Origin of the sequence: Streptococcus oralis (assembly GCF_965111685.1) — a bacterium.
GTDB lineage: Bacteria > Bacillota > Bacilli > Lactobacillales > Streptococcaceae > Streptococcus > Streptococcus oralis_B.
In genome coordinates this window covers 415,997-437,083 of the sequence record NZ_OZ217340.1, presented here as the reverse complement: position 1 = coordinate 437,083, position 21,087 = coordinate 415,997, and the positions used below count along the sequence as shown (strand labels likewise).

The 21,087-nt window shown below is 43.9% G+C and carries 14 protein-coding genes, 19 tRNA genes, 3 rRNA genes and 4 pseudogenes; 8 read left to right on the top strand and 32 right to left on the bottom strand.

Annotation, left to right across the window (positions count from 1 at the left end; genetic code table 11):
* The first annotated feature begins 24 nt into the window (after positions 1–24).
* On the top strand, positions 25–357 hold the full coding sequence (locus ACLV7H_RS02450; protein ID WP_007521059.1) for a hypothetical protein: 333 nt from the start codon (positions 25–27) through the stop codon (positions 355–357).
* Between the two features lie 34 nt (positions 358–391).
* On the opposite strand, the pseudogene pnuC reads toward ACLV7H_RS02450, so the two are convergent.
* Positions 392–898, bottom strand: a pseudogene (pnuC, locus tag ACLV7H_RS02445) (nicotinamide riboside transporter PnuC); the annotation flags it as partial.
* Between the two features lie 39 nt (positions 899–937).
* Between pnuC and ACLV7H_RS02440 the strand changes: the two are divergent.
* From ACLV7H_RS02440 to ACLV7H_RS02425, 4 genes and pseudogenes are all read left to right on the top strand, one after another.
* A pseudogene (locus ACLV7H_RS02440) lies at positions 938–1,261 on the top strand (IS6 family transposase); the annotation flags it as partial.
* Between the two features lie 15 nt (positions 1,262–1,276).
* Positions 1,277–1,633, top strand: a pseudogene (locus ACLV7H_RS02435) (DNA replication protein); the annotation flags it as partial.
* Entirely contained in the window at positions 1,626–1,862 is a 237-nt protein-coding gene (locus ACLV7H_RS02430) for a hypothetical protein (protein WP_001287839.1), read from the top strand. The pseudogene ACLV7H_RS02435 and the gene ACLV7H_RS02430, both read left to right, overlap by 8 nt.
* Positions 1,863–1,874: 12 nt before the next feature.
* Positions 1,875–2,102 (top strand): hypothetical protein, encoded by a 228-nt coding sequence (locus ACLV7H_RS02425; protein WP_001152920.1) that lies wholly within the window; start codon positions 1,875–1,877, stop codon positions 2,100–2,102.
* A gap of 373 nt (positions 2,103–2,475) precedes the next feature.
* Here the strand turns inward: ACLV7H_RS02425 and ACLV7H_RS02420 are convergent, their stop codons facing one another.
* The 8 genes from ACLV7H_RS02420 to ACLV7H_RS02385 all read right to left on the bottom strand — a co-directional run bounded on the left by ACLV7H_RS02420 (position 2,476) and on the right by ACLV7H_RS02385 (position 9,902).
* Positions 2,476–3,276, bottom strand: coding sequence for an energy-coupling factor ABC transporter ATP-binding protein (locus tag ACLV7H_RS02420; protein WP_000103848.1), 801 nt, complete (start codon positions 3,274–3,276; stop codon positions 2,476–2,478).
* The gene (locus tag ACLV7H_RS02415; RefSeq protein WP_000343048.1) at positions 3,263–4,099 is read right to left on the bottom strand and encodes an ABC transporter ATP-binding protein; all 837 of its coding nucleotides are present in this window, start codon (positions 4,097–4,099) and stop codon (positions 3,263–3,265) included. Before ACLV7H_RS02415 ends, ACLV7H_RS02420 begins: the two co-directional genes overlap by 14 nt.
* Complete coding sequence (locus ACLV7H_RS02410; protein WP_411866246.1) at positions 4,075–4,866, bottom strand: energy-coupling factor transporter transmembrane component T; 792 nt, start codon at positions 4,864–4,866, stop codon at positions 4,075–4,077. Before ACLV7H_RS02410 ends, ACLV7H_RS02415 begins: the two co-directional genes overlap by 25 nt.
* Complete coding sequence (locus tag ACLV7H_RS02405) at positions 4,866–5,468, bottom strand: ECF transporter S component (RefSeq protein WP_411866245.1); 603 nt, start codon at positions 5,466–5,468, stop codon at positions 4,866–4,868. Before ACLV7H_RS02405 ends, ACLV7H_RS02410 begins: the two co-directional genes overlap by 1 nt.
* A gap of 338 nt (positions 5,469–5,806) precedes the next feature.
* On the bottom strand, positions 5,807–7,327 hold the full coding sequence (locus tag ACLV7H_RS02400) for an ABC transporter permease/substrate-binding protein (protein WP_411866244.1): 1,521 nt from the start codon (positions 7,325–7,327) through the stop codon (positions 5,807–5,809).
* A complete protein-coding gene (locus ACLV7H_RS02395; RefSeq protein ID WP_045592593.1) occupies positions 7,320–8,048 on the bottom strand; it encodes an ABC transporter ATP-binding protein in 729 nt (242 codons plus the stop codon). Before ACLV7H_RS02395 ends, ACLV7H_RS02400 begins: the two co-directional genes overlap by 8 nt.
* 78 nt (positions 8,049–8,126) lie before the next feature.
* Positions 8,127–8,564, bottom strand: coding sequence for a MarR family winged helix-turn-helix transcriptional regulator (locus ACLV7H_RS02390; protein WP_411866243.1), 438 nt, complete (start codon positions 8,562–8,564; stop codon positions 8,127–8,129).
* Positions 8,565–8,708: 144 nt separating this feature from the next.
* Positions 8,709–9,902, bottom strand: coding sequence for an O-antigen ligase family protein (locus tag ACLV7H_RS02385; protein WP_411867065.1), 1,194 nt, complete (start codon positions 9,900–9,902; stop codon positions 8,709–8,711).
* A gap of 276 nt (positions 9,903–10,178) precedes the next feature.
* Between ACLV7H_RS02385 and birA the strand changes: the two genes are divergently transcribed.
* Complete coding sequence (gene birA / locus ACLV7H_RS02380) at positions 10,179–11,114, top strand: bifunctional biotin--[acetyl-CoA-carboxylase] ligase/biotin operon repressor BirA (protein ID WP_411866242.1); 936 nt, start codon at positions 10,179–10,181, stop codon at positions 11,112–11,114.
* A gap of 76 nt (positions 11,115–11,190) precedes the next feature.
* Here birA and ACLV7H_RS02375 read toward each other — a convergent pair.
* From ACLV7H_RS02375 to rlmD, 23 genes are all read right to left on the bottom strand, one after another.
* Positions 11,191–11,278, bottom strand: a tRNA-Ser gene (locus tag ACLV7H_RS02375).
* 6 nt (positions 11,279–11,284) lie between these two features.
* Positions 11,285–11,358, bottom strand: a tRNA-Ile gene (locus tag ACLV7H_RS02370).
* 33 nt (positions 11,359–11,391) lie between these two features.
* Positions 11,392–11,462 (bottom strand) — tRNA-Gly (locus ACLV7H_RS02365).
* 16 nt (positions 11,463–11,478) lie between these two features.
* Positions 11,479–11,551, bottom strand: a tRNA-Phe gene (locus ACLV7H_RS02360).
* Between the two features lie 3 nt (positions 11,552–11,554).
* A tRNA-Met gene (locus tag ACLV7H_RS02355) sits at positions 11,555–11,628 on the bottom strand.
* Positions 11,629–11,639: 11 nt separating this feature from the next.
* Positions 11,640–11,729: transfer RNA gene (locus ACLV7H_RS02350), tRNA-Ser, on the bottom strand.
* 11 nt (positions 11,730–11,740) lie between these two features.
* A tRNA-Ile gene (locus ACLV7H_RS02345) sits at positions 11,741–11,814 on the bottom strand.
* Between the two features lie 13 nt (positions 11,815–11,827).
* Positions 11,828–11,901 (bottom strand) — tRNA-Met (locus ACLV7H_RS02340).
* Positions 11,902–11,906: 5 nt separating this feature from the next.
* Positions 11,907–11,980, bottom strand: a tRNA-Pro gene (locus ACLV7H_RS02335).
* 15 nt (positions 11,981–11,995) lie between these two features.
* Positions 11,996–12,069: transfer RNA gene (locus ACLV7H_RS02330), tRNA-Arg, on the bottom strand.
* An 11-nt stretch (positions 12,070–12,080) separates the two neighbouring features.
* Positions 12,081–12,166, bottom strand: a tRNA-Leu gene (locus ACLV7H_RS02325).
* A gap of 7 nt (positions 12,167–12,173) precedes the next feature.
* Positions 12,174–12,245, bottom strand: a tRNA-Gly gene (locus ACLV7H_RS02320).
* Between the two features lie 27 nt (positions 12,246–12,272).
* Positions 12,273–12,345: transfer RNA gene (locus tag ACLV7H_RS02315), tRNA-Thr, on the bottom strand.
* A gap of 12 nt (positions 12,346–12,357) precedes the next feature.
* Positions 12,358–12,439 (bottom strand) — tRNA-Leu (locus tag ACLV7H_RS02310).
* Between the two features lie 5 nt (positions 12,440–12,444).
* Positions 12,445–12,517, bottom strand: a tRNA-Lys gene (locus ACLV7H_RS02305).
* 24 nt (positions 12,518–12,541) lie between these two features.
* Positions 12,542–12,614 (bottom strand) — tRNA-Asp (locus tag ACLV7H_RS02300).
* Between the two features lie 2 nt (positions 12,615–12,616).
* Positions 12,617–12,689: transfer RNA gene (locus ACLV7H_RS02295), tRNA-Val, on the bottom strand.
* Positions 12,690–12,795: 106 nt separating this feature from the next.
* Positions 12,796–12,911 (bottom strand): 5S ribosomal RNA (gene rrf / locus ACLV7H_RS02290).
* Between the two features lie 76 nt (positions 12,912–12,987).
* Positions 12,988–15,888 (bottom strand): 23S ribosomal RNA (locus tag ACLV7H_RS02285).
* A 124-nt stretch (positions 15,889–16,012) separates the two neighbouring features.
* A tRNA-Ala gene (locus ACLV7H_RS02280) sits at positions 16,013–16,085 on the bottom strand.
* A 51-nt stretch (positions 16,086–16,136) separates the two neighbouring features.
* A 16S ribosomal RNA gene (locus ACLV7H_RS02275) occupies positions 16,137–17,685 on the bottom strand.
* Together the 16S, 23S and 5S rRNA genes with 19 tRNA genes alongside form the textbook arrangement of a ribosomal RNA operon.
* A 233-nt stretch (positions 17,686–17,918) precedes the next feature.
* Positions 17,919–17,990 (bottom strand) — tRNA-Glu (locus ACLV7H_RS02270).
* Between the two features lie 57 nt (positions 17,991–18,047).
* Positions 18,048–19,418 carry a 23S rRNA (uracil(1939)-C(5))-methyltransferase RlmD gene (gene rlmD, locus ACLV7H_RS02265; protein ID WP_411866241.1) on the bottom strand — a complete coding sequence of 457 codons (1,371 nt, stop codon included), beginning with the start codon at positions 19,416–19,418 and terminating at the stop codon, positions 18,048–18,050.
* A 55-nt stretch (positions 19,419–19,473) separates the two neighbouring features.
* Here rlmD and ACLV7H_RS02260 point away from each other — a divergent pair.
* Together ACLV7H_RS02260 and recX are read left to right on the top strand one after the other, a co-directional pair.
* Positions 19,474–20,249: pseudogene (locus ACLV7H_RS02260) on the top strand (aminoglycoside 3'-phosphotransferase).
* Between the two features lie 10 nt (positions 20,250–20,259).
* The gene (gene recX / locus ACLV7H_RS02255) at positions 20,260–21,036 is read left to right on the top strand and encodes a recombination regulator RecX (RefSeq protein WP_411866240.1); all 777 of its coding nucleotides are present in this window, start codon (positions 20,260–20,262) and stop codon (positions 21,034–21,036) included.
* The last annotated feature ends 51 nt before the right edge of the window (positions 21,037–21,087 follow it).

Genomic DNA, 21,087 nt, shown 5'->3' with positions numbered 1-21,087 from the left:
CTGTAACTCAGAAAGGAACCAACTATGTTAACTTCGATGATTCTAGGAATACTAACAATTGTACTAGCTCTCGCCTTCTCACTGCTTCACCTTGCTGCTGCTTTTTCAGCCATGAAACAAAAGAACTACAGTTTGGGAAACACGTGCATCTTGGTCGGCAGTTGCATCACTTCTCTGGCTCTAGCTATCTTTTACTTCGTCCCACTGGCAACCATTCTACTATGGATTGTGGGTTCGAGTATCGTCTGCTATGGTGCCTACTGGAACGGGCGACAGCAAGAAAACCAACATATATCGCACCACATCGTTCGTATAACGAGCGCTATTATCATTACGGTATTATTCATTTTGCTCTAACATAAAAAAGGATCATCCGATCCTTTTTTACTTTTTAAACACTCTTTGCTGCCTTGCTCCACTGATACCACCCAACTAGACTATTGATCAGGTAAATCAGGTATTTCCCTTGAATTTGCAGGCTTTCTCCCCACCAGAGATAGATAGAAAAGACATTGGTAGCTGCCCAGAATATCCATTGTTCACGGTAAACAGCTGTCATGAGGATTTGCCCAACACCATTGGTCGCATCGGTGATAGAATCACGATAGGGACGATTAGCTCCGATAGACTGATAAATAAACCCAAAGGCCAACCACCAAAGAACACTCATAGAAAGATACTTTGTCCAACCCTTGCCGTCTAGTTTACGTGCGACAAACTCTTGTTGTTCTTTCTTAAACTGGGCTTGATAAATCCAAACCAAGAGACCAATTGGCTGCATAATTGTAAAATAGAGAGTTGTTAAAACCTCACCATAGAAGCCTTTTTGAAGGGCAAGCACCAGATAAATGATGGAATTAATCAAACCAAATAGGTAGTTACTAGCACGACCTTCAGCTTCTCAAAGAGCAGAAAAAAGGTTAGTAAGGCTTGAGAGATGAATCATTTTAAAGGCAAACAATTCCAACAAGACGTCATCATTGTCGCTGTTGGTTATTACCTACGTTACAATCTGAGCTATCGTGAAGTTCAGGAATTGCTTTATGACCGTGGAATAAATGTTTGTCACACTACGATTTATCGGTGGGTTCAAGAATACAGTAAAATCCTCTATCATCTCTGGAAAAAGAAAAATAAACAGTCCTTCTATTCGTGGAAAATGGATGAAACCTATATCAAAATTAAGGGGCGTTGGCATTATCTCTATCGAGCGATTGATGCGGACGGTTTAACATTGGATATCTGGTTACAAAAGAAACGTTGAGCAGACGATAACAGCTATAAGTTAGAAGATACCGCCTATCAAGAAGATAAAGCACGCAAAGCAGAAACCGAAGATAAGCTAGCTATTGAAGCAATGAAAAGCAAGTACACCACGCTATTGCTAGAAAATATGTTGCTAAGTCCGTTTGAAATGCAAGATACAAAAATCATGGCAGGATTGCAAGTCCATGTTTACCCCCTCTATGACGAACTGAAAGAATTAAGAGGGCTAAATAGTGTTAAAGACCACTTGTCTTATGTTGCCAGCAGACGTGAAGAATATTCTAAGCATAATATCGCACGCTACCTCAAAAAAGCCATTGAACAATATCTACCAACGGTTAAAAGGCAGGACTTAAACCATGAGTGAAGACTTAAAAACGATCAAAGAACTGGCGGATGAGTTGAGTGTTACAAAACAAAATATTCAATATCACTACCAAAGGTTACCAAAAGAATTACAGCTTAAAAGTTCCAATGGGTCTAATCTAATAAATTCTAAAGCAGAAAAAATAATTTTAGGTAAAGTAGAAAGTAGTAGCAAATCAAATACCAAAGACCAACAAATAGAAAAACTAACTAATTTGTTAGACCAGTAACAACGATTAGCCTTGCAAGATAAAAAGTTGCTAGAAGAATACAAGGCGGAAAATGATAACTTAAAAGCCCTCAAAATGCCCTCACAGGAAACAGAATTCAAACACTTAGACAATCAATATAAAGATGAAGTGAACGCTCTTAAAGAGAAGTTGGAAAATTTGCAGGAACAAATCAAAGATCAAAAAAGGATAGAAGAACAAGAAAAACCAATAAAATGGTGGGGACTATGGCGAAAATAGATGATTCAGTTAAAAAGAAAGTTCCAGAATTGCGATTTAAAGGATTCACGGATGAATAGGAACAGCGTAAGTTGGGAGACGAAGTTCGAATAGTGATGGGACAGCCTCCTAATTCAGAAAATTATACTGATGATCCTAATGAGCGCTAAAAATGCGAAGACCTATGAAGACCTATTTTGTATTAGTCAAACAAAAAATCCAAAAGAAATGGTATATGATTATGACCATGAAACAAAGTAAAATCAAACCGAGTGATCTGAGGAAGCACCCGATGATCATAAAACGTTATTAAACACAAAAGTCACCCATGTGAGTTCTTGCCAGAAGCTGAAGTTAATCCTTCAACCTGGAAAACCCGCAGAGGTGACTTTTTCTATACATCTCGATTTTTCTGGCAATAATCATTAACCGATAAATATGTCTGTGAATCACCCAGCGACTCCGCTATGTCCATAATCCGCGGTGGTAGTAATCCCACTCGCTGGACAAGTTCGTGATTGCTGAACAATTCTCGTGGACTACCGGCGAAGCCAAACTTCCCGTGTTCCATAACATACACCGACTCAAACTCGGCGGCGACCCAATCCATGTCATGGGTGATGGTCACAACTTGGTGGCCCGAATCAGCCAACTGATGGAAAATTGCGGTCAACTTGCGCCGGCTTTCCCAATCAAGCGACATCATCGGCTCATCAAATAAATAAATCGCCGGATCCACTGCCAAAACTGTGGCAACGCTCAACAGCTTGCGTTCCGACAATGACAGGTCATATGGACTTTCAGCTGTTTTATCATCCAAGCCAACTCTTTTTAGAGCCGCTAAAGCTCGCCTTGTAATCGTGTCGTGGTCATCCATGACCTGCGCGACATTCCACTCCACCTCTCGTTGAACGGTCGGGTTGAAAAGCTGATCGTCAGGATTCTGAAAAGTAATCCCAACCTTCAGTAACTTTTCGACTGGTTTAAGATCATTAAAATTTTCTCCATCGATCTTAATCACACCGGTTTGTGGTGTCAGCAAACCCGTCAACAATTTGAAGAGCGTTGATTTGCCGGCACCATTTTGGCCGACAATCGCCACCATCGGATCGGCGAAGTGTTTGTCTTCAACATCCAAGCTAAAGGACCGTTCCGGATAAGTGAACGTCAGGTGGCTCAGTTCAATTGTGGACATAACGAACCTCCTTCAGATCAGCGTAATTCACCGGATACCGGCCATCAGCCAAGTGCCAATCCATTTTTTGAGCAAGTTGCTGGATTGTCGGGGCTGGAATCTGCCAGTCAGCTGCCAAATGATTAAACACCTCACCCGGCCTGCCCTGGGCTACCATTTGACCCTCGTGCAGCACCCACACAACGTCGGCGACTTCGCACAAATCGTCAATTTCACTGGTGACAATGAAGACAGTCGTCTCTTTGACTTGGGCCAGCCATTGGAAAAATTGCCGGCGGCCAAGGGGATCCATCTCACTGGTCGGATCATCCATAATCAAAACAGCCGGATTAGCCACAATCGCCGTGGCAATTGCCAACCGCTGGATCTGACCACCGGAAAGGCTCTCGGGACGCAAATTCAGCTGTTCAATCAGCCCCATTTGCGTGGCAACTTCTTCAACCCGTTTTTGAATCAGTCCTTCAGCCATTCCCTGATTAATCAAGTCAAAGGCGATTTCATCGGCAACCGTGTCTGCCAACCCGCTTAGTTGGCCAGCTGGATTTTGCAGTACAACTCCATTCATGGCATTATAAACGGGCCAATTGTCGGACACTCGCTGGCCAAACATGTGCCAATCGCCCTCAATCTCAGCAGACACAATTTTGGGAATGACCCCTGCCAGCACACGGCACAAAGTCGATTTGCCGGAGTGGCTATTCCCGATAATCCCAACCACCTGGCCGGTATGAACCTCCGCGTTAATCTGACGCAGTTGTGGTTGCTCAGTACCCGGATAACGGGTGGTCAAATTTTCAATTACAATCCGTTTATCTTCGTCCATATCTTCCACCCAATCAATAAAATTGCCAATCCAGTCAGACCAATGTGCAGCGTCCGCGACAGGCGATACACGCGCTGGGAGGTTCTGACAGTCCGGTTGAGATTATCAAAACCTCTCAGTTGGAGAGAAATCGACCGCGTCATCGATTGCTCCAAGGTCTTAATCACCAATGGAATTAGAACCGGCAGGACTGACTTTAATTTCTGATTCAACGTTTTTTGCGGATTGGTTCCGCGAACTTTTTGTGCCTGCTGGATTTTCCGCATATTGCGCATCATTTCCGGCAAAATATAACACACCGACATCAGAACGTAGACGGTTTTATAAGACAATCCGGACAGTTCCAAATAGGCCGCGTTTTCTGAAATACTCGTGGTCACCATAAAAAAGCCACTGGTCAAAATAATCACCAATACTCGACAACCTAGAGTGGTGGCGTAAATCAGGCCTTCTTTGTAGAACGACACCCCAAGCACAGAAAACAGCACAGTTTGATTCCGACTGTAAAATAACCCTTGGATGATCAGCATGGTGCAAATTAGAAACAGGCTGAATCCCAGCGCCTTAAAGGTGGTAGAACTCAATTTGGAAAATAACAATAGCAGAGTTGCGACAAGAATTAATCCGGCCTGAAGCAATAAATTCATACTGGCAAAGCTCAACAACGTCATGTCCAAGATGAACAAGAGCTTAGTAATCGGATCGATCACCTGGTACCACTTGAGCTTGACCCGTGGCGCTCCAGAAATCAATGTTTTATCAGTCATCATTTATCATCGCTAAAGAAGTGCACCATCCGCTTCGGCAGCTGACGATAGATGAAGAATGCCAGGTAGGCCACGCAGACTTTATCCAAAATATCCAAGACAAACTCATCGATAAATGAGGCCAGCCAAACGGGTACATGATTGGCGACCATTACCGCAAACAATGAGTCACCCCAAGCGATACCGGTCTGACCACCCCAAAAGATGACGTTGAGAGGCGTTGAAATGACAGCTGAAACGATGGCAATAATAATAGCAGAAACAAATACTCGTCGCGCTGACGAGAACCACCCATTGGCGTGCAAAACTCCGACAGCAATCCCAATTCCGATGCTGGTAATCGCATACACGGTTGAAATTGGCGATAAGGTCAGCCCATAGATCACGTTGTTGATGAAACCACTAATGGCACCGACAACCGGCCCAGCCAACATGCTGGTAAGAAAGGTTCCCAAAGACCCCAGCCAAACGGGCAACTTTAACCCCTCCGCCAAGGCTTTGGCAACATAGTTAATCCCCACGGCAGCGGGAATCAAAGTCATGGTGGCAGCACTTAACCTAAATTTCCACATACTGGTACGATGAATCGGTTCTGTTTTCATAATCTTCTCCTTTTGTTTTTAAAGAGCCGTTTCTGGATAGACTTTCGGACGCAACGCTCTATTATATATCTACTGAACTGTCTATACACAAGATTTCCATCCTTAGTCGACATGAGCTGGAAATCTTTATTTGTTAAGTAGTTCACAACACATTATACACCTATTTTGTGAATAGTCAAGTGTATTTACAGTAAAATTTTAGAAAATCCTAAAAATTTCCTCTTATTTTCCATTTAAAAATGAAAATCATTAATTCTGACACCCAAAAAGCCCAGACAAGATTGTCTGAGCAGTTTTCTATATGGTCGTTTAACAAAGTTGAGTTTGACATTTTCAAACTATTTCTTCAACAAACCTTGTTCTTGTAGAAACTCCTTGGCTACTTGTTCTGTTGACTTGCCTTCAACACCGACTTGGTAGTTGAGCTGGCTCATCTGGCTTTCTGTAATCTTACCAGCCAATTTATTAAGAACAGTTTCCAACTCTGGATGTTTCTTGAGAAGAGCTTCTTTCATTAGTGGAGCCCCTTGATAAGGTGGGAAGAGTTGCTTGTCATCTTCCAAGACCTGTAAATCATAACGTGCCAACTCTGCATCGGTCGAATAGGCATCTGTGATTTGAATATCGCCCGACTGAATTGCCTGATAGCGAAGAGCTGGTTCCATGGTCGCTACGTTGAGATTGAGACCATACATTGATCGCAAGCCCTTATTGCCATCTTCTCGGTCATTAAATTCGAGTGTAAAACCTGCCTTCAGCTGCCCTTCCACTTTTTTCAAGTCCGAAATGGTCTTCAAGCCATATTCTTGAGCAATCTTTTTCGGAACAGCTACAGCGTAGGTATTTTGATAAGACATAGGTTTGAAATAGGCAAGATGATCCTGTTTGGCAATGCCATCACGCGCCACTTGATAAACCTGATCTGGTTCATGCCCCACTTTAGGTGCTGGTTGAAGCAAACTTTCAGTTACCGTACCGGTAAATTCAGGATAGATATCAATATCCCCTTTTTTCAGAGCTTCATAGAGGAAGCTTGTTTTCCCAAAATTCGGTTTAACAGTCGCAGTCATACTGGTATTTTCTTCAATCAGCAACTTATACATATTGGCCAAGATTTCTGGTTCCGGTCCCAATTTTCCAGCAATCACCAAGTTTTCTTTCTCTTTTTGAGATAATAGAGCTGGACTATAAGACAGACCGAGCAATATGGTCACCAAGGCAAAACCAGAGAAAATCGTCCGCAATTTTGCTTTTTCCATCACTTTTAGCAGGAAGTTAAAGGCAATAGCCAGTACTGCTGAAGAAAGGGCCCCAATCAAAATCAGACTGGTATTATTACGGTCAATTCCCAAAAGGATAAAGGAACCCAGTCCGCCTGCCCCAATCAAGGCTGCCAAGGTTGCCGTACCGATAATCAAGACCGCTGCCGTCCGAATCCCAGACATCATAACAGGCATGGCAAGTGGAATTTCGAATTTCTTAAGACGCTCCCATCTGGTCATCCCAAAGGCAATCCCAGCCTCCTGCAGACTCGGATCAATTCCCTTCAGCCCAGTGATGGTATTTTGTAAAATCGGGAAAATCGCATAAATCACTAGAGCTGTCAAGGCCGGTAAGGTTCCAATTCCCATCAAGGGGATGAAGAGCCCCAACAAGGCAAGAGACGGGATGGTCTGGAAAATCCCTGCAATCTGCAAGACCCAGTCCGCCAGCTTCTCATGATAGCGAAGATAAACAGCCAAGGGAATAGCAATAAAAATAGCTAGTAACAAGGTCAAAAGTGACAACTGCAAATGTTGAGATAGAGCTGTTACCCAATCACCAAAACGATCCTGAAAAGTTGATATCAAATTAGCCATGAACACTACCTCCAAACAAGTCTGCTACAAAGTCTGTTGCAGGCGCTTTTAAAATCGTCTCGGGATTCGCCACCTGACAAATCTCTCCATCCTGCAAAACAGCAATACGGTCCGCCAATTTCAAAGCTTCATCCGTATCATGGGTCACAAAAATCGTTGTCATCCCAAACTCTTTATGCAATTCTTTCGTCAAAACCTGCAACTGTTTTCTCGAAATAGCATCCAAGGCTGAAAAGGGCTCATCCATAAGCAAAATCTTAGGCTGACCAATCATGGCACGGACAATGCCGACCCGTTGCTGTTCTCCACCAGATAATTCACTAGGAAGTCGATGTCCATACTCAGCTACTGGTAAACCAACCTTAGCTAAAAGCTCTTCTGTTTTCTTCGCAATTTCTTCCTTAGTCCAGCCCTTCATCTCAGGAATGAGAGCAATATTTTCCGCAACCGTTAGATTGGGAAAAAGAGCAATGGCCTGTAAAACATAACCAGTAGAAAGACGAAGTTCACGCTCATCATAGTCTTTGATGCGCTTGCCATCCATATAAATATTTCCATCAGTCGGTTCCAAAAGACGGTTAATCATCTTAAGCATGGTCGTCTTACCTGACCCAGAAGGTCCAACTAAAACCATGAACTCCCCATTCTCAATCCGTAAATTGACATCTCTCAAGACATCTTTTTCTGTGTAGCGTAGCGCTACATTTTTATATTCAATCATTCTTTGTCCTCAATTTAAAATTTTCCTCGATTAGTCAAGTTACCAAACTTTTAATAACTAATTTACCCCATTCTAAGCCTAATTTCCATTCTCTTTCAGATTAGCCAAAATTCTTTCTTGAAAGGCTTCAAACTGGCGAATTTCTTCCTCAGAGAATCCTTTATAAAAGATAGTATCTAATTTTTGACTAACACGATGGCCAACTTCTTTCTGAGACCAACCCTGCTCTGTCAACTTGACATATTTCTTTCTCTTATCTACCCCACACGGGCTAATGATGACCAGGTTTTGCTCCTCAAGTTTCTTAATCATGATTGTTAGCGTATTATTAGCAAGACCAGTCGCCAGCGCAATATCTGTCGCGGTTGTACAGCCAGTTTCACTATTCCATAAAACCGCTAAAATCTTTCCCTGTTCACTCCGATAAAGAGCCTCAGGATCCTGACTCAGTAACTTTTGAAATAGCCTGCCATTCAATAAACGAATATGGTGGGCTACCAAATGACTATCTTTCATGACTTCTCCAATTTATTTCTATATCGAATTATATTAGATTGTAATACTTATCATTCCATATGTCAACTATTTCGATTTAGAAATAATTTCCACCAACAAAAAAGACCTCCTACCTAAAGTAGAAGATCTCTAATCTTGATCAACTTAATCTGTCATTTCGGACACCAAGGTTCGATGTTCCAGTGGTAGACTGCACATAACTAGCAAGAAGATGAATCCTGACTGTATCCAGAAGAGAGCCAAGTCAAAAATTCCATGTACAGCGACTACTGTAAGGAAGGAGAGATAAAGACCGATAATTGGTCGTTTACCAGACTCCTGACTCATATCCATCATCATGTGAACCGGGATCACCGAAGAAATGGATAGAAGAATGGTTCCAATCAAACCATAACTTAAAATAGTATCGATGTAAAGACTATGCGCGTGCTCGTGGTAAGGTGCATGAATTCTCGGATAAGAATTCATATAGGTCAGTGGTCCCTCACCCCAGATCGGATTTTGTTTAAACAAAGTCATACCCGCATTCCAGATTGAAACACGCTCCTCCATTGAAGAATCGAGCGTTCCCATACGGACTCCCAAATCGCTTGAAAAGAGGAAACAAAGTCCAATCCCGAAAACTCCAATACTGAGCCAGAAGGCACGCCAGTTTTTAATGGTTGTAAAGAGATAAATGATGGCCCCAGCAATGATGGCAGGAAAGGCTGTTCTATTTTGCGTAAAATTCAAACCAAATAGATTCACAAAACCTGCTAGCACACAAAAGACTTTCAACCATCTTAACTTCGTCGTTGTATAGAGGTAAAAGGCAATCATGATACAGAAGCAACAAATGATCCCATAGTAGTTAGGATTAAAGAAGGTCACCTCTGCACGGTTCTGGTGCCACACTTGCATATTGGGCGAAAGAAAGGCATAGTTAAATTTCTTTACAATTTGGAAATGCTCCAAAGTAGCAAAAACAGCAGAGAGCACACTACCAAACAAGATTGTCTGCAGTATCAGTCGAAAGAAAGCATGTGTCAGACGTTTCTGGTAAAAACTAAAGAAAATGAGGAAGAAAAACATCAGTAAAGATGCAACCAATCCAAGCCAGTTCTTGGCGACGATAGAGATGATACTACTATAGGCAATAAAAAAGAGAAGTACAGGATGTTTGGCTAATCCTTTGATAATTCCCTTCATCTCTCCAGTAACAAGTAAACCTATCAAATATAAAGCAAAGAGGGCTAAGAACAAATAAAAAGGTAAAAAGATACTTATGATCATCAAATACAAAAAGAAATCTTTTTTCGAAAGCCCTCTTATCTTATCCAGTAATCCAATTGATTTCAAAACGGATCCTTTCTGTTCTGGATTTCTCCAGAAGATAAATGCTAAACTATCTTTATATTCTACCATTTTTTCCGTCATTTGGGAACAATGAACACGCTATCAAAATGAAAAAACTTTTACGGAAGTATGAAAGTATACTCTATTATATTAAAAGACATTCCAGTCCAGTAGTTGCTAGATAAAAAGAAGAAAACTTCTAAAAAAGGAAAAGCTATGGTAGAATATAATAAAGTTAAAAATAACTACTATTGAACAACAGTTAAAAAGGAAAAATCTATGAAATCACACCAACTAGTTTACCAAATATTAGCTAGAGAAAACGATTATGTTAGCGGAGAAAAAATCGGAGAAGAACTGAATTTAAGCCGTACATCCATATGGAAAGCGATCCAACGTCTTCAACAAGAAGGCCTAGAAATTGACAGTATCAAAAATAGAGGATACAAGCTTATTCAAGGCGATCTGATATTGCCTGATTTGATTCAGGAGAAAACAAACTTAACCATTCACTACATACCTGAGACCAAATCAACACAAACAGATGCAAAAGAAGGGATTGAAGCTGGAAACAAAGGAAATACACTCTATCTTTCAACCTGTCAAACAGCAGGTCGTGGCCGCTTTCAGCGTCTCTACTATTCTCCATCTCAGGGTGGGATCTATATGTCCCTGCATATTCAACCCAATCTTCCCTATGAAAAACTCCCTTCCTATACTCTCCTTGTAGCTGCTGCAGTCTACAAAGCCATTAAAAATCTCACTATGATAGAAGTAGATATCAAATGGGTAAATGACATCTACTTAAAAAATAAAAAGATAGCAGGTATCCTCACCGAAGCAATGACATCAGTTGAGACAGGCTTGGTTACAGATGTCATTATCGGACTTGGTATAAATTTTTCTATAGAAGACTTCCCAGAAGACCTAAAAGAAAAAGCAGGTAGCCTATTTATGCCACCTGCACCAATCAGTCGTAATGATCTCATCAGCGAAATATGGAATTGTTTCTACAATACGGATCCAGATGAGCTACTTTATATCTATAAAGAAAGATCAATAGTTCTTGGAAAAGAAGTTACCTTCCAGCTAGACGGAAAACTTAAAAAAGGACTTGCAAAAGAAATCTCAGAATCTGGTCAACTACAAGTCGAACTTGCAAACAAACATACTATCTGGCTAAATAGCGGAGAAATATCACTAACAAATTGGTAATAAACAAATCCACCTTTTAACGATTTAGAAGGGGGGTTTGTTTACAAAAAAAGAGCCTAACAGCTCTCTTAACTCACGGAGAATGGGGGATTCGAACCCCCGCGCCGGTTACCCGACCTAACGATTTAGCAAACCGTCCTCTTCAGCCTCTTGAGTAATTCTCCTATTAATGGGCACGAGTGGACTCGAACCACCGACCTCACGCTTATCAGGCGTGCGCTCTAACCACCTGAGCTACGCGCCCAAGTTCAAAAACTTGGCATGAACTTTCGTTCAAAGCGGGTGACGAGAATCGAACTCGCGACAACAGCTTGGAAGGCTGTAGTTTTACCACTAAACTACACCCGCTTAATAAAACAAAATATGGCGCGAGACGGAATCGAACCGCCGACACATGGAGCTTCAATCCATTGCTCTACCAACTGAGCTACCGAGCCAAATTGCGGGAGCAGGATTTGAACCTACGACCTTCGGGTTATGAGCCCGACGAGCTACCGAGCTGCTCCATCCCGCGTTAATATAAAAAGGAGGATGTGGGATTCGAACCCACGCACGCTTTTACACGCCTGACGGTTTTCAAGACCGTTCCCTTCAGCCGGACTTGGGTAATCCTCCATTATTTACAATGGACCTTGTAGGACTTGAACCTACGACCACTCGGTTATGAGCCGAGAGCTCTAACCAGCTGAGCTAAAGGTCCAACAAGATCAATATAGCGGCGAAGGGGATCGAACCCCCGACCTCCCGGGTATGAACCGGACGCTCTAGCCAGCTGAGCTACACCGCCATAAATCGGGAAGACAGGATTCGAACCTGCGACACCTTGGTCCCAAACCAAGTACTCTACCAAGCTGAGCTACTTCCCGCGTTAAATAAAAAAATGCACCCTAGAGGAGTCGAACCTCTAACCGCCTGATTCGTAGTCAGGTACTCTATCCAGTTGAGCTAAGGGTGCTCATCATTATATGCCGAGGACCGGAATCGAACCGGTACGATCGTTACCAATCGCAGGATTTTAAGTCCTGTGCGTCTGCCAGTTCCGCCACCCCGGCCTCTCTAAGCGAACGACGGGATTCGAACCCGCGACCCCCACCTTGGCAAGGTGGTGTTCTACCACTGAACTACGTTCGCATCGACCTCTTATTCTATATAAAAAAATGCCGGCTACATGACTTGAACACGCGACCCTCTGATTACAAATCAGATGCTCTACCAACTGAGCTAAGCCGGCTGATTTCTATTATGCGGGTTAAGGGACTTGAACCCCCACGCCGTTAAGCGCCAGATCCTAAATCTGGTGCGTCTGCCAATTCCGCCAAACCCGCAAATATGACCCGTACTGGGCTCGAACCAGTGACCCATTGATTAAAAGTCAATTGCTCTACCAACTGAGCTAACGAGTCTAAAATAACTTCCGTTATCTTAAACGGTCCCGACGGGAATCGAACCCGCGATCTTCGCCGTGACAGGGCGACGTGATAACCGCTACACTACGGGACCTATGGGAGTTAACGGGATCGAACCGCTGACCCTCTGCTTGTAAGGCAGATGCTCTCCCAGCTGAGCTAAACTCCCAAAGGGTGGAGTCTAGCTCAGCCAACGGTAAGAAACTTCGTTTCTCTCATCCGCCGATTGTAATTTCGATTTCCTCTCAATTACAACTAAGCTAAACTCCCAAAGAGCTAAGCGACTTCCATATCTCACAGGGGGCAACCCCCAACTACTTCCGGCGTTCTAGGGCTTAACTGCTGTGTTCGGCATGGGTACAGGTGTATCTCCTAGGCTATCGTCACTTAACTCTGAGTAATACCTACTCAAAATTGAATATCTATCAAATATCAAGAAAACCTTCGCTTTCGTATTCTCAGTTACTTTGGATAAGTCCTCGAGCTATTAGTATTAGTCCGCTACATGTGTCGCCACACTTCCACTTCTAACCTATCTACCTGATCATCTCTCAGGGCTCTTACTGATATAAAATCATGGGAAATCTCATCTTGAGGTGGGTTTCACACTTAGATGCTTTCAGCGTTTATCCCTTCCCTACATAGCTACCCAGCGATGCCTTTGGCAAGACAACTGGTACACCAGCGGTAAGTCCACTCTGGTCCTCTCGTACTAGGAGCAGATCCTCTCAAATTTCCTACGCCCGCGACGGATAGGGACCGAACTGTCTCACGACGTTCTGAACCCAGCTCGCGTGCCGCTTTAATGGGCGAACAGCCCAACCCTTGGGACCGACTACAGCCCCAGGATGCGACGAGCCGACATCGAGGTGCCAAACCTCCCCGTCGATGTGAACTCTTGGGGGAGATAAGCCTGTTATCCCCAGGGTAGCTTTTATCCGTTGAGCGATGGCCCTTCCATACGGAACCACCGGATCACTAAGCCCGACTTTCGTCCCTGCTCGAGTTGTAGCTCTCGCAGTCAAGCTCCCTTATACCTTTACACTCTGCGAATGATTTCCAACCATTCTGAGGGAACCTTTGGGCGCCTCCGTTACCTTTTAGGAGGCGACCGCCCCAGTCAAACTGCCCGTCAGACACTGTCTCCGATAGGGATTACCTATCCGGGTTAGAGTGGCCATAACACAAGGGTAGTATCCCAACAACGTCTCCTTCGAAACTGGCGTCCCGATCTCTTAGACTCCTACCTATCCTGTACATGTGGTACAGACACTCAATATCAAACTGCAGTAAAGCTCCATGGGGTCTTTCCGTCCTGTCGCGGGTAACCTGCATCTTCACAGGTACTAAAATTTCACCGAGTCTCTCGTTGAGACAGTGCCCAAATCATTACGCCTTTCGTGCGGGTCGGAACTTACCCGACAAGGAATTTCGCTACCTTAGGACCGTTATAGTTACGGCCGCCGTTTACTGGGGCTTCAATTCATACCTTCGCTTACGCTAAGCACTCCTCTTAACCTTCCAGCACCGGGCAGGCGTCACCCCCTATACATCATCTTACGATTTAGCAGAGAGCTGTGTTTTTGATAAACAGTTGCTTGGGCCTATTCACTGCGGCTGACGTAAAGTCAGCACCCCTTCTCCCGAAGTTACGGGGTCATTTTGCCGAGTTCCTTAACGAGAGTTCTCTCGCTCACCTGAGGCTACTCGCCTCGACTACCTGTGTCGGTTTGCGGTACGGGTAGAGTATGTTTAAACGCTAGAAGCTTTTCTTGGCAGTGTGACGTCACTAACTTCGCTACTAAACTTCGCTCCCCATCACAGCTCAATGTTATAGAATTAAGCATTTGACTCAATTCACACCTCACTGCTTAGACAGACTCTTCCATTCGTCTGCTTTAGTTAGCCTACTGCGTCCCTCCATCACTACATACTCTAGTACAGGAATATCAACCTGTTGTCCATCGGATACACCTTTCGGTCTCTCCTTAGGTCCCGACTAACCCAGGGCGGACGAGCCTTCCCCTGGAAACCTTAGTCTTACGGTGGACAGGATTCTCACCTGTCTTTCGCTACTCATACCGGCATTCTCACTTCTATGCGTTCCAGCACTCCTCACGGTATACCTTCATCACACATAGAACGCTCTCCTACCATACCTATAAAGGTATCCACAGCTTCGGTAAATTGTTTTAGCCCCGGTACATTTTCGGCGCAGGGTCACTCGACTAGTGAGCTATTACGCACTCTTTGAATGAATAGCTGCTTCTAAGCTAACATCCTAGTTGTCTGTGCAACCCCACATCCTTTTCCACTTAACAATTATTTTGGGACCTTAGCTGGTGGTCTGGGCTGTTTCCCTTTCGACTACGGATCTTAGCACTCGCAGTCTGACTGCCGACCATAATTCATTGGCATTCGGAGTTTATCTGAGATTGGTAATCCGGGATGGACCCCTCACCCAAACAGTGCTCTACCTCCAAGAATCTTTATGTCGACGCTAGCCCTAAAGCTATTTCGGAGAGAACCAGCTATCTCCAAGTTCGTTTGGAATTTCTCCGCTACCCACAAGTCATCCAAGCACTTTTCAACGTGCCCTGGTTCGGTCCTCCAGTGCGTCTTACCGCACCTTCAACCTGCTCATGGGTAGGTCACATGGTTTCGGGTCTACGACATGATACTAGTGCGCCCTATTCAGACTCGGTTTCCCTGCGGCTCCGTCTCTTCAACTTAACCTCGCATCATATCGTAACTCGCCGGTTCATTCTACAAAAGGCACGCTCTCACCCATTAACGGGCTCGAACTTGTTGTAGGCACACGGTTTCAGGTTCTATTTCACTCCCCTCCCGGGGTGCTTTTCACCTTTCCCTCACGGTACTGGTTCACTATCGGTCACTAGGGAGTATTTAGGGTTGGGAGATGGTCCTCCCAGATTCCGACGGGATTTCACGTGTCCCGCCGTACTCAGGATACTGCTAGGTACAAAGACTATTTTAAATACGAGGCTGTTACTCTCTTTGGCTGATCTTCCCAAATCATTCTTCTATAATCTTTGAGTCCACATTGCAGTCCTACAACCCCGAAGAGTAAACTCTTCGGTTTGCCCTCCTGCCGTTTCGCTCGCCGCTACTAAGGCAATCGCTTTTGCTTTCTCTTCCTGCAGCTACTTAGATGTTTCAGTTCACTGCGTCTTCCTCCTCACATCCTTAACAGATGCGGGTAACAGGTAGTACCTGTTGGGTTCCCCCATTCGGAAATCCCTGGATCATCGCTTACTTACAGCTACCCAAGGCATATCGTCGTTTGTCACGTCCTTCTTCGGCTCCTAGTGCCAAGGCATCCACCGTGCGCCCTTATTAACTTAACCTTATTTTTTGACCTTTCAGTCATAAACTCTTATTAATACTACAGCGTTTTCGGTTTATTTTCTTGTTACTATTTGATATAGATATTCAATTTTCAATGTGCATTACTTGGTGATCTCTCACCAATGGAGCCTAGCGGGATCGAACCGCTGACCTCCTGCGTGCAAAGCAGGCGCTCTCCCAGCTGAGCTAAGGCCCCACAAGACCTCTCAAGACTAAACAAGACCAATGTGCAGTTCCTTATCCTTAGAAAGGAGGTGATCCAGCCGCACCTTCCGATACGGCTACCTTGTTACGACTTCACCCCAATCATCTATCCCACCTTAGGCGGCTGGCTCCTAAAAGGTTACCTCACCGACTTCGGGTGTTACAAACTCTCGTGGTGTGACGGGCGGTGTGTACAAGGCCCGGGAACGTATTCACCGCGGCGTGCTGATCCGCGATTACTAGCGATTCCGACTTCATGTAGGCGAGTTGCAGCCTACAATCCGAACTGAGACTGGCTTTAAGAGATTAGCTTGCCGTCACCGGCTTGCGACTCGTTGTACCAGCCATTGTAGCACGTGTGTAGCCCAGGTCATAAGGGGCATGATGATTTGACGTCATCCCCACCTTCCTCCGGTTTATTACCGGCAGTCTCGCTAGAGTGCCCAACTAAATGATGGCAACTAACAATAGGGGTTGCGCTCGTTGCGGGACTTAACCCAACATCTCACGACACGAGCTGACGACAACCATGCACCACCTGTCACCTCTGTCCCGAAGGAAAACTCTATCTCTAGAGTGGTCAGAGGGATGTCAAGACCTGGTAAGGTTCTTCGCGTTGCTTCGAATTAAACCACATGCTCCACCGCTTGTGCGGGCCCCCGTCAATTCCTTTGAGTTTCAACCTTGCGGTCGTACTCCCCAGGCGGAGTGCTTAATGCGTTAGCTGCGGCACTAAACCCCGGAAAGGGTCTAACACCTAGCACTCATCGTTTACGGCGTGGACTACCAGGGTATCTAATCCTGTTTGCTCCCCACGCTTTCGAGCCTCAGCGTCAGTTACAAGCCAGAGAGCCGCTTTCGCCACCGGTGTTCCTCCATATATCTACGCATTTCACCGCTACACATGGAATTCCACTCTCCCCTCTTGCACTCAAGTTAAACAGTTTCCAAAGCGTACTATGGTTAAGCCACAGCCTTTAACTTCAGACTTATCTAACCGCCTGCGCTCGCTTTACGCCCAATAAATCCGGACAACGCTCGGGACCTACGTATTACCGCGGCTGCTGGCACGTAGTTAGCCGTCCCTTTCTGGTAAGATACCGTCACAGTGTGAACTTTCCACTCTCACACTCGTTCTTCTCTTACAACAGAGCTTTACGATCCGAAAACCTTCTTCACTCACGCGGCGTTGCTCGGTCAGACTTCCGTCCATTGCCGAAGATTCCCTACTGCTGCCTCCCGTAGGAGTCTGGGCCGTGTCTCAGTCCCAGTGTGGCCGATCACCCTCTCAGGTCGGCTATGTATCGTTGCCTTGGTGAGCCGTTACCTCACCAACTAGCTAATACAACGCAGGTCCATCTGGTAGTGATGCAATTGCACCTTTTAAGCAAATGTCATGCAACATCTACTCTTATGCGGTATTAGCTATCGTTTCCAATAGTTATCCCCCGCTACCAGGCAGGTTACCTACGCGTTACTCACCCGTTCGCAACTCATCCGCTCGGTGCAAGCACCAAGCTTCAGCGTTCTACTTGCATGTATTAGGCACGCCGCCAGCGTTCGTCCTGAGCCAGGATCAAACTCTCATTAAAAGTTTGAGTTCTCACTCATTTCTGTCACTGACAGATTTATTGTTTTTTTCATTGTTCAGTACTATAACTTCAGTTATAGTGCCCTGCACATTGGTTCGTCTTGTTCAGTTTTCAAAGGTCTTTGTCTCTCACTTCTCTCATGAGCGACAACTATATTAGTATATCACAGCTACCTGCCTCTGTCAACAGATTTTTTAAACTTTTTTCAAGTTTTTTCTAGCCACAATACACCATAGTCCGTACGGGATTCGAACCCGTGTTACCGCCGTGAAAAGGCGGTGTCTTAACCCCTTGACCAACGGACCTGAGTTTTTCAACTCTTTCTATTATACCTACTTTTCATCCTTTGTCAAGGACTTTTTTCAGTGAAGTTGATTTTTTCTTTTCTTCACTAACTTAACCACTGCTTCTGTCCGTGCAGTGTGGGGAAACATATCGACTGACTGGATATACTGTAGGTCATAGACTTTTACTAGTTTAGCTAAATCTCGTGCCAAGGTCGAAACATTGCAAGAAACATAGACCATTTTTTCTGGAACATAGGTCAGAATGGTATCCAACAGCTTATCATCTAACCCTGTACGAGGAGGGTCGACTATCAGGGCATCTGCTCGGTAACCTTCTTGATACCAGCGTGGAATAATCTTTTCTGCTGTTCCCGCTTCGTAATGAGTATTGTCAAATCCCATTTTTTTAGCATTTCGCTTAGCATCTTCAATGGCTTCTGGAATAATATCCATCCCTCTGAGACTCTTTACCTTCTTCGCGAATGCGAACCCAATTGTCCCGACTCCACAATAAGCATCAATCAGATGGTCTTCTTTACTGACATCCAGAGCCTTGACTGCTTCTTCATAGAGAATTTCGGTCTGCTCAGGATTGAGCTGATAGAATGCTCGAGGGGAGAGAGAAAACTCATAGTCGAGTACTCCTTCTTGGATACTCTCTTGGCCCCAGATAATTTCCGTCTGTTCACCATAAATTTCACTTGTTTTTGCTGTATTTGTATTGACAGCAACCGTGACAACTTCTGGAAAATCATTGACTAGGTCTTTAACTAGTTGATGTAAATTCAGCTGGCGATTCGTGACGATGATTATTTGGACTTGTCCCGTTTTTCTCGCTCTGCGTACCATGATGGTGCGAACGCCGAGCGTTTTTCTCTCATCGGTGATGGGGATTTGATGGTAAGTAAGAAGTTCAGCTAGGCGATTCGCTATCACTTGGGTTTCCTTATCTTGTACCAAGCAGTCTTTTAACTCTACGAGGTAATGAGAGTTTTGCGCATACAGACCTGCCTTGACCTGATTGTTGAATTTTCGAGTCTGGAATTGAAGCTTAGCACGGTAGTACTTTGGTTCCTGCATTCCGATAGTTGGACGGATTTCATAGTTTTCATATCCCGCAGGGGCAAATTTTTTCAGAGCTTGATGGAGCAGATCCGTTTTAAACTCTAATTGTTTATCATAGTGGAGATGCATAATTTGACATCCGCCACATTCGTTATAAATCGTACAAGCTGGTACGACTCGAAATTTTGACTTCTTATTAACCTTTAGCAATTTGGCTTCGACAAAGTTTCGTTTAATAGAAGTAATCTGACAATAGATGTCTTCTCCTTTGAGGGCGCCTGGCACAAAAACGAGGGTTTTCTGGTAGAAACCGATTCCCTCACCATTGATGCCCATCCGCTTGATTTTTAAAGGTATTTTTTGTTTGACTTTTAGATTCATAAGTCTATTATACCACGTAGTTTCTCAATGGTTAAGAATATGTTACAATAAAAACATGAATACAAAGACATCTCATTTTTCCCCATTGGATTTTCCTGAGCAATTACGAACTTATATAGAGGGAGCAACCCTTTCTGACAGCTCTTCTCATTCAGGCGCAACGGTCTCTATCTTGATTCAGGTTACTATTTGAAAATTGATCAAAAGAGAAGATTAGAGCGAGAAGCTGCCATTGCAAGGTGGTTTGAAACCAAAGGACTGGGAACTCTAGTTATCGACTACTTATCAACAGATAAAGACTACCTTTTAACAAAAGAAGCGCCTGGCAAAGATACCCTTGCCTTTCTGGATCAGCCAGAAATAATTTGCCGAACCATGGCACATGCCCTTAAAAAACTTCACAACTTACACCCACACAATTTTCCATCAGAAAATCATTTACAAACCTATAAAGATAGAGCTTTGAAAAACTATGAAAAAGGCGAATTCTATGCCAAGGCCCTCCTACCCCAATTTCAGATTAATAGTCGCGAAGAGGCCTTCCAACTCATCCAAGAACAAGGACACCTATTAAAGACTGATGCCTTTATTCACGGTGATGCCTGTCTACCAAACTTTATTCTAAAAGATGCTAGCCGTTTCTCTTGCTTTATTGATCTGGGCTTGGCTGATTTTAGTGATCGTCATATCGATCTCTTTTGGGCAGTTTGGTCTCTAAACTATAACCTAGATAACCCTAAATACGCTGAACTGTTTCTTGACTATTACGGCAGAGAAGAGGTCGACACCAACAAACTTCGACTCGTTGCTGCCTTTGAAGCATTTGGATAAAAGGTAAACCATGAAAATCACAAAACTTGAAAAGAAAAAACGCCTCTACCTGATGGAGCTAGATCATCAGCAAACCTCTTATATTACTGAAGATACAATTGTCCGTTTTATGCTGTCTCGAGATAAGGTCATTAGCAAAGAGGAACTGACCGAGATTCAGGACTTTGCCCAGTTCTCTTATGGCAAAAATCTTGCTCTCTACCATTTATCCTTCAAAACCCGCACTGAAAAGGAAGTGCGAGAGTATCTGAAAAAGTATGATATTGATGAAAAAATAACTAGTCAAGTTATCGCTAACCTTAAAGAAGACAACTGGATTAATGATCGTCAGTATGCCTACTCTATCATCAATGCAAATCAACTTTCTGGAGATAAGGGACCTTATGTGCTAGCTCAAAAACTATCTCAAAAAGGGATTGCCAAATCAACTATTGAAGAGGTTTTAAAGGATTTTGACTATACAGAAATTGCTCAACGTGTAGCTGAGAAACTGCTTAACAAATACACCGGAAAACTCCCTGCTCGTGCTTTGCAGGATAAGATTATTCAAAACTTGACTAACAAGGGATTCTCCTATGCTGATGCTAAAAGTGCCTTTGATGACCTGGACAATCAAGTCGACCAAGAAACGACTCAAGAACTCATTTTTAAAGAGCTAGACAAACAATATGATAAGTATGCTCGAAAGTATGAAGGATACGAACTTAAACAGCGTTTAACCCAAGTTTTAGCTCGAAAAGGCTATGATTTTTCGGATATAGCCAGCACTCTCAGAGAATATCTTTAATATTTTCGTGTAAAATTTAAAAAAATTAGACCGATTTATGATATAATAGTA

What these genes read in the sequence shown, in the direction of transcription:
- recX (WP_411866240.1), top strand. Translation starts at nt 20,260, where the DNA reads ATGAAAATCACAAAACTTGAAAAGAAAAAACGCCTCTACCTGATGGAG.
- ACLV7H_RS02405 (WP_411866245.1), bottom strand. Translation starts at nt 5,468, where the DNA reads ATGAAAACAGAACCGATTCATCGTACCAGTATGTGGAAATTTAGGTTA.
- ACLV7H_RS02400 (WP_411866244.1), bottom strand. Translation starts at nt 7,327, where the DNA reads ATGGCTAATTTGATATCAACTTTTCAGGATCGTTTTGGTGATTGGGTA.
- ACLV7H_RS02395 (WP_045592593.1), bottom strand. Translation starts at nt 8,048, where the DNA reads ATGATTGAATATAAAAATGTAGCGCTACGCTACACAGAAAAAGATGTC.
- ACLV7H_RS02450 (WP_007521059.1), top strand. Translation starts at nt 25, where the DNA reads ATGTTAACTTCGATGATTCTAGGAATACTAACAATTGTACTAGCTCTC.
- ACLV7H_RS02410 (WP_411866246.1), bottom strand. Translation starts at nt 4,866, where the DNA reads ATGACTGATAAAACATTGATTTCTGGAGCGCCACGGGTCAAGCTCAAG.
- birA (WP_411866242.1), top strand. Translation starts at nt 10,179, where the DNA reads ATGAAATCACACCAACTAGTTTACCAAATATTAGCTAGAGAAAACGAT.
- ACLV7H_RS02430 (WP_001287839.1), top strand. Translation starts at nt 1,626, where the DNA reads ATGAGTGAAGACTTAAAAACGATCAAAGAACTGGCGGATGAGTTGAGT.
- ACLV7H_RS02415 (WP_000343048.1), bottom strand. Translation starts at nt 4,099, where the DNA reads ATGGACGAAGATAAACGGATTGTAATTGAAAATTTGACCACCCGTTAT.
- rlmD (WP_411866241.1), bottom strand. Translation starts at nt 19,418, where the DNA reads ATGAATCTAAAAGTCAAACAAAAAATACCTTTAAAAATCAAGCGGATG.
- ACLV7H_RS02420 (WP_000103848.1), bottom strand. Translation starts at nt 3,276, where the DNA reads ATGTCCACAATTGAACTGAGCCACCTGACGTTCACTTATCCGGAACGG.
- ACLV7H_RS02390 (WP_411866243.1), bottom strand. Translation starts at nt 8,564, where the DNA reads ATGAAAGATAGTCATTTGGTAGCCCACCATATTCGTTTATTGAATGGC.